The 17,995-nt window shown below is 39.0% G+C and carries 14 protein-coding genes; 12 read left to right on the top strand and 2 right to left on the bottom strand.

Going from position 1 to position 17,995, the window contains the following annotated elements:
• Positions 1 to 17 precede the first annotated feature (17 nt).
• The 3 genes from aceF to J1G47_RS06540 all read left to right on the top strand — a co-directional run bounded on the left by aceF (position 18) and on the right by J1G47_RS06540 (position 5,622).
• On the top strand, positions 18 to 1,640 hold the full coding sequence (gene aceF, locus J1G47_RS06550; RefSeq protein ID WP_207326518.1) for a pyruvate dehydrogenase complex dihydrolipoyllysine-residue acetyltransferase: 1,623 nt from the start codon (positions 18 to 20) through the stop codon (positions 1,638 to 1,640).
• 117 nt (positions 1,641 to 1,757) lie between these two features.
• Positions 1,758 to 3,182 (top strand): dihydrolipoyl dehydrogenase, encoded by a 1,425-nt coding sequence (lpdA, locus tag J1G47_RS06545; RefSeq protein WP_075605593.1) that lies wholly within the window; start codon positions 1,758 to 1,760, stop codon positions 3,180 to 3,182.
• 130 nt (positions 3,183 to 3,312) lie between these two features.
• A complete protein-coding gene (locus J1G47_RS06540) occupies positions 3,313 to 5,622 on the top strand; it encodes a Tex family protein (protein WP_207326517.1) in 2,310 nt (769 codons plus the stop codon).
• 181 nt (positions 5,623 to 5,803) lie between these two features.
• Here the strand turns inward: J1G47_RS06540 and J1G47_RS06535 are convergent, their stop codons facing one another.
• Together J1G47_RS06535 and J1G47_RS06530 are read right to left on the bottom strand one after the other, a co-directional pair.
• Positions 5,804 to 6,343: a dimethyl sulfoxide reductase anchor subunit family protein gene (locus J1G47_RS06535; RefSeq protein ID WP_080698202.1), complete on the bottom strand. Its 540-nt coding sequence runs from the start codon at positions 6,341 to 6,343 to the stop codon at positions 5,804 to 5,806.
• The gene (locus tag J1G47_RS06530; protein ID WP_021118971.1) at positions 6,307 to 6,666 is read right to left on the bottom strand and encodes a twin-arginine translocation signal domain-containing protein; all 360 of its coding nucleotides are present in this window, start codon (positions 6,664 to 6,666) and stop codon (positions 6,307 to 6,309) included. The genes J1G47_RS06535 and J1G47_RS06530 overlap by 37 nt, the downstream gene beginning before the upstream one ends.
• Positions 6,667 to 6,916: 250 nt before the next feature.
• Between J1G47_RS06530 and J1G47_RS06525 the strand changes: the two genes are divergently transcribed.
• From J1G47_RS06525 to ushA, 9 genes are all read left to right on the top strand, one after another.
• Positions 6,917 to 7,810, top strand: a complete 894-nt coding sequence (locus J1G47_RS06525) for a DMT family transporter (protein WP_160403121.1) — start codon at positions 6,917 to 6,919, stop codon at positions 7,808 to 7,810.
• Between the two features lie 3 nt (positions 7,811 to 7,813).
• Entirely contained in the window at positions 7,814 to 8,521 is a 708-nt protein-coding gene (locus tag J1G47_RS06520) for a SanA/YdcF family protein (RefSeq protein ID WP_021118970.1), read from the top strand.
• 97 nt (positions 8,522 to 8,618) lie between these two features.
• Positions 8,619 to 9,191: a Der GTPase-activating protein YihI gene (gene yihI / locus J1G47_RS06515; RefSeq protein ID WP_010786892.1), complete on the top strand. Its 573-nt coding sequence runs from the start codon at positions 8,619 to 8,621 to the stop codon at positions 9,189 to 9,191.
• Between the two features lie 5 nt (positions 9,192 to 9,196).
• Positions 9,197 to 9,646, top strand: a complete 450-nt coding sequence (locus J1G47_RS06510) for a DUF2489 domain-containing protein (RefSeq protein WP_026917088.1) — start codon at positions 9,197 to 9,199, stop codon at positions 9,644 to 9,646.
• A 2-nt stretch (positions 9,647 to 9,648) separates the two neighbouring features.
• Entirely contained in the window at positions 9,649 to 11,016 is a 1,368-nt protein-coding gene (gene hemN, locus J1G47_RS06505; protein ID WP_010786893.1) for an oxygen-independent coproporphyrinogen III oxidase, read from the top strand.
• A 67-nt stretch (positions 11,017 to 11,083) separates the two neighbouring features.
• Positions 11,084 to 13,417, top strand: coding sequence for an LPS assembly protein LptD (lptD, locus tag J1G47_RS06500; protein ID WP_005711580.1), 2,334 nt, complete (start codon positions 11,084 to 11,086; stop codon positions 13,415 to 13,417).
• A gap of 85 nt (positions 13,418 to 13,502) precedes the next feature.
• Entirely contained in the window at positions 13,503 to 15,737 is a 2,235-nt protein-coding gene (locus tag J1G47_RS06495; protein ID WP_010786895.1) for an ATP-binding protein, read from the top strand.
• 157 nt (positions 15,738 to 15,894) lie between these two features.
• The gene (locus J1G47_RS06490; RefSeq protein WP_005711576.1) at positions 15,895 to 16,257 is read left to right on the top strand and encodes a diacylglycerol kinase; all 363 of its coding nucleotides are present in this window, start codon (positions 15,895 to 15,897) and stop codon (positions 16,255 to 16,257) included.
• 46 nt (positions 16,258 to 16,303) lie between these two features.
• Positions 16,304 to 17,950 (top strand): bifunctional UDP-sugar hydrolase/5'-nucleotidase UshA, encoded by a 1,647-nt coding sequence (gene ushA, locus J1G47_RS06485; protein WP_112062923.1) that lies wholly within the window; start codon positions 16,304 to 16,306, stop codon positions 17,948 to 17,950.
• Positions 17,951 to 17,995 lie beyond the last annotated feature (45 nt).

Raw genomic sequence — 17,995 nt, 5'->3', positions numbered from 1 at the left:
ATTAAGGAAAAATAAAAATGTCAAAACAAATTCAAATTCCAGATATCGGTGGTGATGAAGTTACCGTAACCGAAGTGATGGTCAAAGTGGGCGATACTATTGCTGCTGACCAATCTATTATCAATGTAGAAGGTGACAAAGCCTCTATGGAAGTACCAGCACCAGAAGCAGGTGTGGTAAAAGAAGTTTTAGTGAAAGTGGGCGATAAAGTGACCACAGGTTCACCAATGTTAGTTTTAGAAGCAGCAGGTTCAGCACCAGCACCACAAGCGGTCGCAGAAGTTGCACCAGCTCCAGCGGCAGCACCGACAGCGAGTGCAGTTGTTGATGTCAATGTACCAGATATCGGTGGCGATGAAGTCAACGTGACTGAAATTATGGTCAAAGTAGGTGATACCGTTGCCGTTGATCAATCTATCATCAACGTAGAAGGTGACAAAGCATCTATGGAAGTGCCAGCACCGGTCGCAGGCGTAGTTAAAGAGATTTTAATCAATGTTGGCGATAAAGTTTCAACTGGCTCATTAATTATGAAATTTGAAGTCGCAGGTGCAGCACCGGCAGCTGCTCCAGCACCTGTTGCAGCTGAGCCAGCTCCACAATCGGTGGCAACACCTGCACTGGTTGCAGCAGAGCCAGCACAATCAGGTAATGTATCTGGTTTAAGCCAAGAACAAGTGGTTGCAAGTGCAGTTTATGCTCACGCAACCCCAGTGATTCGTCGCTTAGCGCGTGAGTTTGGTGTAAACTTAGATCGTATCAAAGGTACAGGTCGCAAAGGTCGTATCGTTAAAGAAGATATTCAAGCTTATGTGAAAACTGCGGTTCAAGTATTTGAAGATGTGAAATCAGGTAAAGCTCCAGCAGCAGGCAATGGCGTAGCGAACGGTGCAGGTTTAGGCTTATTACCGTGGCCGAAAGTGGACTTCAGCAAATTTGGTGAAATTGAAGAAGTTGAATTAAGCCGTATCAATAAGATCTCAGGTGCGAACTTACATCGTAACTGGGTGATGATTCCACATGTTACACACTTTGATCGTACGGACATCACAGATTTAGAGAATTTCCGTAAAGAACAAAACAAACTGGCTGAAAAACAAAAATTAGATGTGAAAATCACGCCAGTGGTGTTCATTATGAAAGCGGTAGCGAAAGCGTTAGAAGCGTACCCACGTTTCAACAGCTCAATTTCTGAAGACGGTCAAAAACTTACCCTTAAGAAATATATTAATATCGGCGTTGCAGTAGATACACCAAACGGCTTAGTTGTTCCAGTATTTAAAAATGTGAACGAGAAAGGCATTGTTGAGCTTTCTCGTGAATTAATGGAAGTGTCTAAGAAAGCGCGTGAAGGTAAATTAACTGCAGCAGATATGCAAGGCGGTTGTTTCACCATTTCAAGCTTAGGCGGTATCGGTACAACCCACTTCACACCAATCGTGAATGCCCCTGAAGTTGCAATTTTAGGCGTATCGAAATCAGAAATGATGCCACAATGGAACGGTAAAGAGTTTGAGCCACGCTTAATGCTTCCGTTATCATTATCTTTCGACCACCGTGTAATTGACGGTGCGGATGGTGCTCGTTTCTTAAGCTACATTAACGGTGTACTTGCGGACATTCGTCGTTTAGTAATGTAATTGATATAAGCGGTCAGATTTGCAAAATTTTCTGCAAAAAAGACCGCTTATTGTAGGGACGCAATGCTTGCGTCCGCGGACACACGCAGTGTGTCCCTACATAAGAGGAAAAATTTTATGAGCCAAGAAATTAAAACACAAGTAGTGGTACTCGGTGCAGGTCCAGCAGGTTATTCTGCGGCTTTCCGTTGTGCCGATTTAGGTTTAGAAACAGTCTTAGTTGAACGTTATTCAACCCTTGGTGGTGTGTGCTTAAACGTAGGTTGTATTCCGTCTAAAGCATTATTACACGTTGCAAAAATCATTGAAGAAGCAAAACGCGCAGAGCATAATGGTATTACATTTGGCGAACCAACCATTGATTTAGACACAGTGCGTGCAGGTAAAGAAGCGGTAGTTGCAAAACTGACTGGCGGTTTAGCAGGTATGGCAAAAGCGCGTAAAGTGACTGTTGTTGAAGGTCAGGCAACCTTTGCTGATCCACATACGCTAGTTGCTCGTGACCGCGATGGACACCCAACAACCATTAAATTCGACAATGCGATTATTGCAGCAGGTTCTCGCCCAATTCAATTACCATTTATCCCACACCACGATCCGCGTATTTGGGACTCAACAGACGCACTTAAATTAAAAGAAATTCCGAAAAAATTACTCATTATGGGTGGTGGTATCATCGGTTTAGAAATGGGTACGGTATATCAAGCCTTAGGTTCAGAAGTGGAAGTGGTTGAAATGTTCGACCAAGTTATTCCAGCAGCGGATAAAGACGTTGTAGCAATTTTCACCAAACGCATTGAGAAGAAATTCAAATTAATGCTTGAAACTAAAGTGACTGCAGTTGAAGCAAAAGACGACGGTATCTATGTTTCAATGGAAGGCAAAGCGTGCAACGATACTAAACGCTATGATGCAGTATTAGTAGCTATCGGTCGTGTACCGAACGGCAAACTATTAGATGCAGGTAAAGCAGGTGTGAATGTTGATGATCGTGGCTTTATCGCGGTAGATAAACAAATGCGAACTAACATGCCACACATCTTCGCTATCGGTGACATCGTGGGTCAGCCAATGTTAGCACACAAAGGTGTTCACGAAGGTCACGTTGCTGCAGAAGTAATTGCAGGACAAAAACATTACTTCGATCCAAAAGTGATCCCATCTATTGCTTATACTGAGCCAGAAGTAGCTTGGGTAGGTAAAACTGAGAAAGAGTGTAAACAAGAAGGCTTAAACTACGAAGTGGCGAAGTTCCCTTGGGCTGCTTCAGGTCGTGCGATTGCGTCTGAATGTGCAGACGGTATGACAAAATTAATCTTCGATAAAGATACACATCGTTTACTTGGTGGTGCAATTGTGGGTACTAACGGCGGTGAATTGTTAGGTGAAATCGGTTTAGCGATTGAAATGGGCTGTGATGCAGAAGATATTGCATTAACTATCCACGCGCACCCAACTCTACACGAGTCTGTAGGTCTTGCAGCAGAAGTATTTGAAGGCTCTATCACAGACCTTCCAAATCCAAAAGCGAAGAAAAGATAATTAGAGTGCAATAAAACCTCTCGGAATGAGAGGTTTTATACTAATATGTAACCTCTTTTTTCTCAGAAATTTTCCCATTTCCCTGCTAAAATATGCCTTGTAAATTTAGTGTGTTTTTACAGGATACCCAATGACAGAACTCAACCACCAAATCAGCCAAATTATTGCCGCAGAGTTAGCGGTGCGATCTGAACAAATTTTTGCAGCGATGACTTTACTTGATGAAGGAAATACCATTCCGTTTATCGCTCGTTATCGTAAAGAAGTCACAGGCGGATTGGACGATACTCAACTTCGCCATTTTGAAACTCGTTTACTCTATTTGCGTGAGCTAAACGACCGCCGTCAAACTATTTTGAAATCCATCGAAGAGCAAGGCAAGCTCACCGATGAACTGCGTGAGAAAATTGAACAAACGCAGAGTAAAACGGAACTTGAAGATCTCTATTTGCCGTATAAACCAAAACGCCGTACTCGTGGGCAAATTGCGATTGAAGCAGGGCTTGAGTCGTTGGCGGACAGTCTTTGGAACGATCCTAGCCAAGTGCCTGAAACAGTCGCCGAAGCCTATGTGGACGCAGAAAAAGGTGTGGCAGATGTGAAATCTGCACTTGATGGGGCAAGATATATTTTGATGGAACGTTTTTCCGAAGATGCAGATCTGCTTGCAAAATTACGTCAATATCTGACCACTAATGCCACCCTTGAAGCCAAGGTGATTGACGGTAAGGAAGAAGAAGGCGAGAAATTCCGTGACTATTTTGCTCACAGTGAGCCGTTGAAAAATGTTCCGTCACATCGTGCCTTAGCGATGTTCCGTGGGCGGAATGAAGGCATTTTGTCGCTTAATTTGAATGCCGATCCTGATGCGGAAGAAGGTAGCCGTTCAAGTTATTGTGAAGAGATTATTCGTGAACATTTAGGCGTACAACTTCGTCAGCAACCGGCAGACAGCTGGCGTTCACAGGTGATTGCGTGGACGTGGAAAATCAAAGCGTTGTTACACCTTGAAACGGAATTAATGGGGGCATTGCGAGAAAAAGCGGAAGAAGAAGCGATTGATGTGTTTGCACGTAATTTATCAGCATTATTAATGGCTGCACCAGCAGGGGCAAGAAATACAATGGGATTAGACCCAGGTTTGCGTACTGGGGTGAAAGTGGCTGTGGTCGATAATACGGGTAAATTATTGGATAGCACCACGATTTATCCTCATACGGGACAGATGGACGTTGCAATGGTGACCATTTATAAGCTGATTAAACAGCATAATGTGGATTTAATTGCGATTGGTAACGGCACGGCTTCCCGTGAAACGGAACGCTTTGCCAAAGAAGTGATTAAAGAGATCAAAGAGAATAAACTGCAAACTGTGGTGGTGAGTGAAGCTGGAGCATCGGTTTATTCGGCTTCAGAATTAGCGGCGGCGGAGTTCCCTGGACTTGATGTATCCTTGCGTGGTGCAGTGTCGATTGCTCGCCGTTTACAAGATCCGTTGGCGGAATTGGTGAAAATTGAACCTAAAGCGATTGGTGTAGGGCAATATCAGCACGATGTCAATCAGTCGCAACTGGCGCGTAAACTTGATGCGGTAGTCGAAGATTGTGTAAATGCGGTAGGTGTGGACTTAAATACCGCTTCTGCACCATTGCTTGCGCGTGTGGCAGGTATGACGAAAACCTTAGCTCAAAATATTGTGGCTTACCGTGATGAAAACGGGCGTTTTAATTCCCGTTCTGATCTGAAAAAAGTCGCTCGCTTAGGTCCAAAAGCCTTTGAGCAGTGTGTTGGTTTTATGCGAATTTTAGGCGGAAAGAACCCGCTTGATGCTTCAAGTGTTCACCCAGAAGCCTATCCTGTAGTGGAAAAAATCTTGCAAGCAACCGCTTCTACGTTAGGTGAGTTGATGGGTAATTCAACGAAAATTCATAGTTTGAATGCCAAAGATTTTGTTGATGAACAGTTTGGTTTACCAACGGTAAACGATATTTTCAAAGAGCTTGAAAAGCCAGGGCGTGACCCTCGTGGTGAGTTCAAAACGGCAATTTTTATGGACGGCGTAGAAGAAATCAGCGATTTGAAAGTCGGTATGATTTTAGAAGGCACTGTCACTAACGTAACTAACTTCGGGGCGTTTGTGGATATTGGCGTTCATCAAGACGGTTTAGTGCATATTTCAATGTTGTCGAACAGTTTTGTTGAAGATCCGCACCAAGTGGTGAAAACAGGTGATGTGGTTAAAGTGAAGGTGTTAGAAGTGGATGTGGCTCGTAAACGTATTGCCTTAACGATGCGTTTGGACGATAAGCCAACGGATAAACGTGATACAAGCGGTGAGAAACGCAAAGAGTTTGGCAAATCCGACCGCTCGCAAAAGTCTGAACGTCAAAGTTTTGGCAACAATGCTTTTGCAGATGCGTTGAAGGGGTGGAAGAAGTAATCTACTTTTTTGGTCGGGACGATGACAAAGTAATTTGGAGCGTTCTTACCACCATCTCACTTTGCCTTTGCTTCTGTCAAATTTTTCTTGTTTAATTCAAGTATCTTTGACATGTTATCAGGTTATGCTATTCCACCTTCCCTCGTAAGAGGGAAGGGAAGTGAAAGAAATGCTATATAAGTTAGCCCCCTAACGCTTTCAATCCTACCGTCATATGTAATCCGTAAAACAAGGTTCTACCGAGTAATTCGCCGATCAGGATTAACGCAAATCCGCTGAAGCTGATGAGTGTAGTGCGTTTTTTCAGTGCTACTAGCAATAAGACAATATCGACAATAATCAATCCAAAGTGGATAAAGGTGATAGTGAGATAATCAGGTACGAGATCTAATGCAGTGAATATCGCCGTTTTTACCCCTAAGAGATATTGATAGTTCAAGTAGGTGCTAATTGCAGTGGCAATCGCCCCAACGATTGCAATACCAACCAAGGTTTTTTGTAAATACTCACCGCAACGTACCGCTTGTAATAAGCCGACTGCCAAAGCAGAACCAGCTAATATAACCGTTAAGAAAAACGATACTGGCGTATAGACGCTATTCCACGTTGGCACAGTTGGGATTAGGTAGAGTTTTGCCATTGCCCCGATAAAAATTAAACCTGAAATAGCAACCACTACACGCCCTAACGGTTGCCACGCTGTTGGTAGTTTGTGTTCAATAGATGAAACAAAGCTAACAAGCGGTAAGCACGCACTTGGTGGAAATCGCCGTAATTGTCTAAACCAAGATTATCAGTTTCTACATATTTAATCACTCCATCTTGAACGTGCATACGCAACGGGCAACGGCTGTGGCAGTTTACGGTACAAGCACTCCAAACAAGTTTTTCATTCGCTGTAGAAGCGGTTGGTTTTGGATTAGCTTTTGCAATTGGAATTTGAACAGCACTTGCTGCAAGTGCCGCCCCACTTAACGCAGCACCACCTTTGAGAAACGAACGTCGTTCTGCCGAAAAATGGCTGCTGTCTGATTGATGTTTCATATAATTTCCTCACAAAATAGAAAATTGACCCGATTAAGTCGTTCGTAGGGAATATAGAGATTTCCGTTGATGAAGTTTTGACGATTATCAAATTGCTCAGGAAGTTAGACGATAACGCTTTAGGTTGAGATTATTACGTTATTTACTATGTTATATATCGATTGGTAATGTGTAACCTGAAAATCAAACTTGCAATTTATTATAGCTCGGCTATGCTAGTGGCTTATTTTGTTTTCATTTTTAAGTAGTTATGTCACATCACCACCCCGTCAAAGGCGCTATTGCAATTATTACCGCAGGCTTTTTATTTGCTTGTGTCAATACGCTTATTCCTAAATTAACTTCCGTTTCAACAATTGATGCCAGTGTTATTGCTCTGGTGCAATACCTTGTTGCTTTTGTCTTTTTAATGCCAAGTATGGCAAATATGGGCTTTTTTCAGTCGTTGAGGACGAAGCATTTTGGTATGCACTGTTTTCGGGTGTTTTTGTCGGCAATCGGTATTCAGTGTTGGACAATGGCTTTAGCTTATCCTATTCCCATTTGGCAGGGGATTGCGTTGTTGATGACATCACCACTGTTTGTGACTATTGGCTCTGGGCTGTTTTTGAAAGAGAAAGTGGATACAAAACGCTGGATTGTGACTTTCTTGGGATTTGTGGGGGCAATGATTATTTTAGAGCCTTGGTCAGAAAATTTTGAGTGGGTGGTGTTATTGCCTGTTGCTGCCGCATTTTTCTGGGCGTGCTATTCGTTGATGGTGAAAAAACTGTCTAATGAAGATTCGCCAACCACAATGGTCGCCTATCTATTTATTTTAATTACGCCATTTAACTTGTTGATTGCATTGACTAATTTAAGCCCTGAAGGATTTAGTTTGCCATCATTTAGTGATTTTGGTTTCTTAATTTTACTGGGATTTTTTACGGCGTTAGCACAGCTTGCTGTGGCTAAAGCCTATAGTTTAGCCGATGCGTCTTATATTCAACCTTTTGATTTTATTAAGTTGCCATTGAACGTTTTGGCAGGTTGGCTTGTCTTTAACTGGGTGCCGCCAGGTAAGCTATGGTTAGGGGCAGCAATTATTATTGGGGCGACGATGTATATTACACACGCCGAAGCGAAACAATCTCAGCAGAAGTAGATGATGGCGGAACAATCTCAAACAGAGCAATCGACAGCAAAAACAACGGGGAGACGTTGGGTAGCTCGCGTAAGCATTTGGCTGATGAAAGGCATATTGGGATTGTGCTTTCCTCTTTTTTTGCTGATGTTTGCCATTGATTTTGCAACAGGGTATTGGGTGCGAGATCAAATTTATACTGATGTACGTCAATTACCCCAACGGGAATATGCGTTGGTTTTGGGAACAGCAAAGTATTATCCGTCGGGTTCGCCTAATCTTTACTACAAATATCGTTTAGATGCAGCTAAAGCGGTATTTGAGCATAACAAGGTCAATTATTTATTAGTGAGCGGTGATAATAAGACCGCTTACTATAATGAGCCAAAAATGATGACCCGTGATTTACGCCAAATGGGGATTCCGTGGCAGAGAATTAGACAAGATTATGCTGGTTACAATACATTAGACTCGATTATTCGGGCGGATAAAGTGTTTCAATTACAACCCTTTATCATCATTTCTCAGCAGTTTCATTGTGAACGAGCCTTATTTATTGCAAAATTTCACCAAATTGAAGCGGTCTGTTTTGCGGCAAAATATCCAGATGCTCACTATAAAGTTCGGATTCGTGAATTTTTTGCACGAAGTGCGATGGCAGTGAGTTTATTGTTGGGGAAAGAGGCGACAACCTTGGAACCTTCACAGATGAAGATGATAAAAAATAATTAAATTCCTGAGTATAGGCATGGATTGATTTATATCACCCTTTTCTATTTTTTCCAGTTAGTGATACAATCTCAGTTTATTTTTATTCACTAATTACATTATGAGTCGTCAAAAGAAAAGTCGTCGTCTTACCGACATTATGCCTGCAAGAAAGGCAGATAAACCCTTACAACCTAAAGCAAAACCTTCTAAAAGTCGTAAACCAACGCGTTATGAACTAGATTTAGCTGCGCGTGAGGAAAAGAAAAAACGTAAGCATAAAGGTTTACCGTCAGGCTCTCGAACGAATGAAGGGAATGAGCAAAAACAAAAAGTTGAGAAAGAGGTAAAAGATCCGCGTATTGGTAGCCGTAAAAAAGTGCCTTTGATGGTGGAATTTGTTAATCAACCAGAAAAAGGTCGTGTTATTAAACCTGTGCCAATTGAAGTTGAAAAACCTCGTTTAAGCCCTGAACAAGAGTTAGAACAGTTAGAAAATAATGAATGTTTAAATCAGCTATTAGATGATTTGGAAGCAGGTAAAACATTATCTGCCCAGGATCAGAAATTTGTTGATGAATGTTTAGACCGTGTTCACGAATTGATGACTGAATTGGGGATTCAAGATGAAGAAGACGAAGCAGAAGATTTGCTACGTCAATTTGAAACGATGGACATTAATAAATTCCGTTAAAAATGATAATGCGATTTTTTCTAATTATTTTGGCTATTTTGATTGTGCTGTCGATGGCAGGTTACGCAATTTCCTTATGGCTTAAATTAAAAAAACAGAAAAAACAGTTAAAAGAGGCACAACTTAATCGCTATCGTTCGATTATAGAGAGCATTGATGTTATTGGGCGAGCAATGCTGGCAGAGCAATGCGGTTTTTCTGAAGGGGTATTACGATTGAAACCATTACTTGATGTATTGGGCAAAAAATTAAGTCAATATCCAGCGATGTGGGCACTGTATCAAGTGGTTGAATCAATGCCAATTTTAGAGGCTCGTAAGGAATTAAAACGTAATGAACGAATGAGACTTGACCTAGAGCGTGAATCGAAAGAGGCCGAGTTATCTGAGCAGATTAAGCAGGAACTTCATCAATTATTAAGCGACATAGAGCAATTTAAACAAGAGTTAAAATAACAATGACAGACATCATTTGGGATATTAATCTTATCCAAAAATATAATCAATCAGGACCTCGCTATACCTCTTACCCAACAGCGTTAGAGTTTAACGAGTCTTACAATGATGATGATTTTAAAGCTGCTGCTGCACGTTATCCTAATAAGCCACTTTCACTTTATGTGCATATTCCATTTTGCCATAAGCTCTGTTATTTCTGTGCTTGTAATAAAATCATTACACGCCACCAGCATAAAGTCGATATTTATCTGGATTATTTAGAAAAAGAGATTAAATACCGTGCGGATTTATTTAAGGATAGAACAGTAACTCAAATTCACTGGGGCGGTGGTACGCCAACCTATCTTGATGAAGATCAATCGTTACGTTTGATGGCGATGTTACGCAAACATTTTAACGTGAGCGATAATGCAGAGATCAGTATTGAAATGGATCCGCGAGAGATTGAGTTAGAAATGCTCGAGCATTTGCGTGAAATTGGGTTTAACCGTATTAGTATGGGGATCCAAGATTTCAATAAAGAGGTTCAGAAGCTGGTTAATCGTGAGCAAGACGAGGAATTTATTTTTGCATTAATGAAACGTGCAAGAGAGCTAGGTTTTACCTCAACGAATATTGATTTGATCTACGGTTTACCGAAACAAACGGTAGAAAGTTTTATGTTTACCTTAGAACGTGTGATTCAGTTAAATCCTGATCGAATGAGCGTGTTTAACTATGCTCATTTACCAAGTCGTTTTGCAGCACAAATCAAAATTAAAGATGAAATGTTGCCAGCCCCTGAAACGAAGCTCGAAATTTTACAGAAAACGATTGAAACTTTAGGTAACGCAGGTTATAAATTTATCGGTATGGATCACTTTGCAAAGCCTAATGATGAACTGGCGAGTGCTCAGGCAAAAGGGGAATTACACCGTAATTTCCAAGGCTATACTACCCAAGAAGATGCGGATTTGTTAGGCTTAGGGGTATCGGCAATTAGTTTACTGGGGGATAGCTACGCTCAAAACCATAAAGAGCTGAAACAGTATTATACCGAGGTGGAAATGCGTGGTATTGCATTACACAAAGGTTTGAGTATGACTAAAGATGACTGTTTACGCCGTGATGTGATCAAAGCCCTAATTTGTAATTTTAAGCTAGAATATGACCGCTTTGAGCAAGATTATCAGATTGATTTTAATCAGTACTTTGCAGAGGATTTATCACTATTAGCACCGTTAGCAAAAGATGGTTTGCTAGAGATTGGTGAAAAGGGGATTGTTGTTTCGCCTCGAGGGCGTTTATTGATCAGAAATATCTGTATGTGCTTTGATATTTATTCAAGACAGCAAGCTAAAAGACAACAATTTTCAAGAATCATTTAATGATAATGTTTGCAAATAAGGCGGTTACATAGGCTTATTTGTTTACAAATGTGAGTAGAATCAAATTATGAAACCATATCGTTATAGTTTACTTTCTATTGCTATTGTTGCAGCTTGCTGTAGTCAATATGTAATAGCAGATTTGAGAATGCAATGTTTACAAGGAATTCCTACTTTTCAGGGGGATATTATACAAGGTGATCAGACTCTTCTACCTGTGTATATTGAGTCAGATCGTATGGAAATGAATTATCCTTCTGAGGCAACATATTTTGGTGAAGTTAGTGTTAAGCAAGGTAATCGTTCTCTTATTGCAGAAAAAGCTAAGGTAGAACAGAATAACGAACAGATGCGTTTTGCTTATTTAATCGGTAAATTCGATTATCGGGATAATTTCATTAATGCGATAGGTAATAATGCAAAGATTAATTTGAACAACTATGATGCTCAGTTAGGCGGGGTCGATTACCATTTAGTTGGTCGACAAGGAAGAGGTATTGCTGATGAAGTCATGATAGCTGAACAAGCCCGTCGAATGAAAAATGCAACTTTTACAGCTTGTTTACCTCATGATAACTCCTGGGCTATTGAAGCTAATGAAATGGTTCAGCATGTTGAAGAGGAATATGCTGAATTATGGCATGCGCGTTTTAAAGTATTGGGTATACCTATTTTCTATTCTCCTTATTTGCAATTTCCAATAGGGGATCGTCGTCGTTCTGGTTTATTGGCTCCGAGTGTTGGTCATTCAAGACGAGATGGTTATATATATGCACAGCCAATATATTGGAATATTGCTTCTAACATGGATATGACATTTGTACCAACATACTATTCAAAACGTGGTTGGCAGATTGCACCTGAACTGCGTTATTTAACTTATTTAGGAGAAGGTAAAATAGCCGGTGAATATTTAGGTAAGGATCGACTTGAAAATTGGGCAAATCATAGTAAATCTCGTTATATGCTATTTTGGCAACATGATATGAGTTTTTTTAATAATTGGAGATTAGCTGTTGATTATACAAGAGTTAGTGATAGTCGGTACTTTTCTGATTTTAATTCTATGTACGGGAATAGTACTGATGGTTATGCGGTACAGCAGTTTAAATTAGGGTACTATCATTCAGATTATAATTTTTCTATTTCAGGAAAAAAATTTCAGTCATTTTACGTAAAAAATGATAGCACTACCTATCATGTGTTACCAAAGATTGAGCTTAATTACTATAAAAATAATTTAGTTTCTGATGTTGATTTCAAGATGTTTGGGCAGATGGCGCATTTTGTTAATCAAAATAAACTCATGCCATCAGCGTGGCGTTTTCATTTAGAACCTAGTTTAAATGTTCCTTTTGTTAACCAGTTAGGAAGTTTAGCTTTAGAAACTAAGCTATATACCACCTATTATTTACAGAAACTGGGGCAAGCACAAGCAATACCGATAGAGTCACATATACTCCGGGTATTACCTCAATTTAAGTTGGATTTTAAAACTGTCTTGGAAAAGGAAAGACCTTTGTTTAATGGGTTTTCACAAGTTTTTGAGCCAACAATACAATATTTATATCGTCCATATAAAAATCAAGGAAATATTGGAGTTAGAAATCCTAAATATTTAGGTTTAGGTTATGACTCCGTTTTATTGCAGCAGGATTATTACTCTTTATTTAATGAGCGCAGTTATAGTGGGTTGGACCGCATTGCCTCTGCGAATCAGGTTACGTTAGGCGGTACTACACGATTTTTTAGCGACAAAACAGGAAAAGAAGTATTTAACTTTAGTGCAGGACAGATTCAATATTTATCTCCTTCAAGAGTTGATAGTGAGTCGTTAAATAGCGATACAAAACACTCATCTTCTTGGTCATTAGAATCTAACTGGAAATTTCATTCAAACTGGAATTGGCATGGAAGTTATCAATATGATACACGTCTAAACGAAACATCGTTAGCAAATGTTTCATTACAATTTAAGCCTAAAAATAATAACGTGATTCAGCTTAATTATCGTTATGCAAGCAAAAACTATATAGATCAAAATTTAAGTGATAATCGCTATGGGCAGGATATTAAGCAAGTTGGAGGTATTATAGCTTGGTCATTGAGCAATAATGTATCAATAGTAATGAGCCACTATCAAGATATTGCTTTAAAAAAACTGGTTGAGAGTCAATTGGGTTTAAATTATAGCACTTGTTGTTGGAGTGCAAATTTTTATACTTCTAGACATTTGATTTCAACTCCGATGGGGAAAAGCGATACAATAAATGATTTCTACTATGATAATCGTTTTGGTATTAATTTTGAAGTTAGATTTAATGGAAATTATGAACATACCGTGCCTAAGATGCTTAAAAAAGGAATTCTTCCTTATATTGAAGCGTTTAATATCAATTAAATTTTTTAGCCTCTTTGATGAATTAAAAGAATCAATCAACTAAGATTGGTTCTTATGAGTAGTGGCGAATATTGATGAGGTAATAATGAAAAATCCAAAGCAATATGCCCAGCGTTATGTCAATTGGGTATTACGTTTAGGTAAAGGGAAATCCGCATTATTGGGTTTGATTATTTTAGCGGTGTTTGCAATTTTTACACAAAGCCTATTGAGCTGGATATTTACTGGGAGCATAAATACTAGCGATATTTTTCGTTCTATTATTTTTGGTCTAACATCGGCTCCTTTCGTGATTTATTTTTTTAATCTAATTTTAGAAAAACTTGAACGTTCTCGTATTCGTTTGGAGCAATCGTTGAATGATCTTTCCTTGTTACGTGAACAAGATGCTCGTTTAAATGTAGAGTTAGAACAACAGGCTGAATTTTTACGTTCTTTCTTCGATGCTTCTCCAGATCTTGTTTTTTATCGTAATCAACATGGGGAATTTCTCGGATGTAATAGGGCAATGGAAGTTTTAACGGGACGTTCAGAAAAAGAGTTACTTCATCTTACTCCAAAAGATATTTATCCTAAAGAAACCGCTAAATTAATTCTAGATACAGATAGAGATACTCTAATTAGTAATACTGGAGTTACTTACGAACAGTGGATTCGCCATTCTAACAATAAACTTTCCTGCTTTGAAATTCGTAAGGTGCCTTACTATGATAGAGTAAATGAATGTCACTGTATTATGGGGTTTGGAAGAGATATTACTGAGCGTAAAAGATATCAAGAAATGATTGAAAAAAATAGCCGAGATAAGTCAACGTTGATGGCCACAATCAGTCATGAGTTACGAACACCTCTAAATGGTATCATTGGCTTAAGCCGTATTTTATTAGAAGGTGAATTATCTGCACAACAAAGAGAGTATTTAAAAACAATTAATATTAGTGCTGTATCGTTAGGGCATATTTTCAGTGATATTATTGATTTGGAAAAAATTGATAGTCGCCGCATTGAGTTATTTCGTAGTGAAGTAGAATTCTCACAATTAATCAGTAACATCAGCCATTTTGCTAATTTAATGGCAGAGCAGAAAAAAATTAAATTTACAATTCAGTACGATGATAATTTACCTGATTTTGTCTGTGTAGATAATGCTAGACTTAGTCAAATTTTATGGAATCTAGTGAATAATGCCGTCAAATTTACCCCTTCTGGGGGAGAGATTTCACTAAAAGTGGAACGTCGAGATCATGATCATTATGCTTTTATTTTGAAAGATTCAGGGATTGGCATAAAGAAAAGTGAGCAGCGTAAAATTTTTGCAATGTTTTATCAATCAGAAAATTCCCAGGGTAAGAAAGCTCAGGGAAGTGGTATTGGTTTAGCAATATCGAAACGTATAGCTCGCTTAATGGGCGGAGATTTAACTGTTGAGAGTGAATTAAATCAAGGTTCTGTTTTTACTCTTATCATTCAAGCTGATGAAGCAAATCATTATAAAGAAGTAGCAATAAATACACATGCACTAAAAGTATTACTGGTAGAGGATATTGAAGTCAATATTGTCGTCGCAAAAGCTATGTTGGATAAGTTTGGGTGTAATGTTGATGTTGCAATGACAGGAGCAGAAGCATTTGAGTTATTTGATAAAAATAGTTATGACTTAATTTTATTAGATATTCAGTTGCCTGATACTACGGGAGTAGAAATAGCACAAAAATTACGTCAGAGGTATGAGGACGGAGATGTTGATTATCTGCCTTTATTAATTGCTTTGACAGCAAATATTATGCAAACCAAAGCTGAATATCAGCAACAAGGAATGGATGATGTTTTACGTAAACCACTATCATTAGAGGCTTTATCTGAATGCTTAAATAGATATTTTGATGAAGGGTTTTTAGAGGAATCCTCGGACGATGTAGTCTTGTCAGAACCGATAAGTAAAATGTCTTTTGATCCTAAAATGCTTCAAGAGTTGGTTGAGGTAATGGGTAAAAAGAATGTGTTATCAACATTAGATCTCTTTGCCAACTTAATGCCTAATTATTTAGAGAATTTAAATGATTATTTACAGGATTGGCAAGAGACTGGTGATATACAGAAACGTAAATGTGTTGCGGATGAAGCGCATAAAATCAAGGGGGCATTGGCATCTGTGGGCTTAGTTCATTTACAACAAATTGCGCAATTAGCTCAAAGTGATAATGGAAATGAGTGGGAAAATAATCTCGTTTCTTGGGTTGAATTATTGAAAGATTGGAGGGAAGATTGGAATGAAGCGGTTAGGTGGGTTAGCAAAATAGATAATGTGGAAAAATTATAGGAATTTCTGCTTTTAATACAATTAATATGTAATATCAAGCACTGGTTAGATTTCCATTGCAAAAATAAATACATATTCACTATTAAATGAATTGTTTCCATAAACAGGTAATTGCGTTAGAATAAGACTAATTAGTCGTATTCTATTTATAAAGTTAATGAAACCTGAAAACAAAGCAAATTTTCAACGCATTGTCCGTGCTACAGGCTATTCAATGAAAGGTCTGAAAAGTGCATATATTCACGAAGCCGCATTTCGTCAAGAAGTGTGGCTTTCTTTTTTTCTCATTCCTGTCGGTTTATATTTAGGCGATGGGGCAATCGAAAAAATTCTATTAGTCGGTTCGGTGTTGCTTGTGTTAGTGGCTGAGCTACTCAATAGTGCTGTAGAGTCTGTGGTGGATCGTATCGGGTCTGAATATCATGAATTATCAGGTCGTGCGAAAGATATTGGCTCTGCCGCTGTTTTTGTTGCAATGCTTATCACAGGGCTTACTTGGTTACTGATTTTATGTTTGTAATCCAGTGAGTTTTTCACTTATTTCTGTCAAAACTAAAGGAGCTTATATGAAATTTAATAAAACTCCACTTGCTTTGGCTCTTATGGGAGCTACTACTGCGATGGCGTATGAAGCGGATAAAACCTATAGGTTTACCGTATTACACGTTAATGATACCCACGGTCATTTCTGGAAAAATGATAAGGGTGAATATGGATTTGCTGCTCAAAAAACCTTGATCGACAAAATCCGTAAGGAAGTGGCTGAAAAAGGCGGTGAGGTTGTTTTACTTCACGCAGGTGACTTCAATACGGGCGTACCTGAGTCTGATATGCAAAATGCAAGACCAGATATTGAAGGCTTGAATATGCTTGGTTTTGATGTGGCAGTGTTGGGTAATCACGAGTTTGACTTCCCTCTGCAAGTGCTTGATATGCAAGAAAAATGGGCTAAATTCCCGTTCATTTCTGCAAACGTTATCAACAAAAAAACAAACAAACACCTTGTAAAACCTTATGTTACGCTTAATAAAGGTGGCTTGAAATTTGCGGTAATCGGTTTAACTACAGAAGATACGGCAAAACTTGGTAACCCTGATGTGACTGAAAATGTGGTGTTTAATGATCCAATTAAAACCGCAAAAGAAACCCTTGCCCAAGTGAAGAAAACCGAAAAACCAGATGTAAGTATCGCGCTTACTCATATGGGCTACTACTTTGATGAACAACACGGTATGAATGCTCCAGGCGATGTATCTCTTGCTCGTGGCTTGGATAAAGGGGCTTTTGACTTGATTATCGGCGGACATACTCACGATACCGTTTGTGTTGATGAGAAAGGCGTATTTAAACTCAAATATACACCGGGTGAAGAGTGTAAACCTGATTTCCAAAACGGCACTTGGATCGTTCAAGCAGGTGAATGGGGTAAATTCTTGGGTCGTGCTGATTTTGAATTTAAAAATGGTGAAACGAAACTAGTCAAATATGAGCTTATCCCTGTCAATCTTAAACAAAAAATTAAGTTAGCTGACGGTAAGAGCGAGTACAAACTGTATCAAGAAGAGATCCCTGAAGATAAAGCTGTATTTGAGCACTTGAAAAAATATCAAGATGAAGGCGATAAATTATTGGGTGTGAAAGTCGGTGAAGTGAAAGGTGGTATCCTTGAGGGTGATCGTAAAGTTATCCGTTTCCACCAAACGAATTTAGGTCGCTTAATTGCTCAAGCACAAATGGAACGTGTGAAAGCCGATATTGGTATTATGAACTCTGGCGGTATCCGTGCTTCAATCAATGAAGGTGAGGTCACTTACAAAAATCTGCTTACTGTTCAGCCGTTCGGTAATATGATTGCAACCGTTGATTTAACAGGTAAAGAGTTAATTGATTACCTCAATGTTGTTGCCCTAAAAGAAGTCGATATGGGTGCGTATCCACAATTTGCAGGCGTGTCTATGGTTGTTGATCGTACTGCAAAACAGGTGTCTGATGTGAAAGTCGGTGGTAAACCGCTTGATCTCAATAAAACTTACAAAGTGTCTGTGCCTGATTACTGTGCAGCAGGTGGTGATGGTTATCCAATCCTGAAAAAACACCCAAGCTATGTGAATACAGGCTTTATTGATGCTGAAATGTTGAAAAAATACTTTGAAGAAAATTCACCAATTGATGCGTCAAAATATGATCCAAAAGATGATGTGATCTTTAAATAAAAATTTACAAAACAATACTATGTAATAATCTGCGACAAAGTTATT

The sequence above is a fragment of the Glaesserella parasuis genome (assembly GCF_017352235.1).
Lineage (GTDB): Bacteria > Pseudomonadota > Gammaproteobacteria > Enterobacterales > Pasteurellaceae > Glaesserella > Glaesserella parasuis.
The sequence above is the reverse complement of the archived record's forward strand: the minus strand, read 5'-3'. Positions and strand labels throughout refer to the sequence as shown.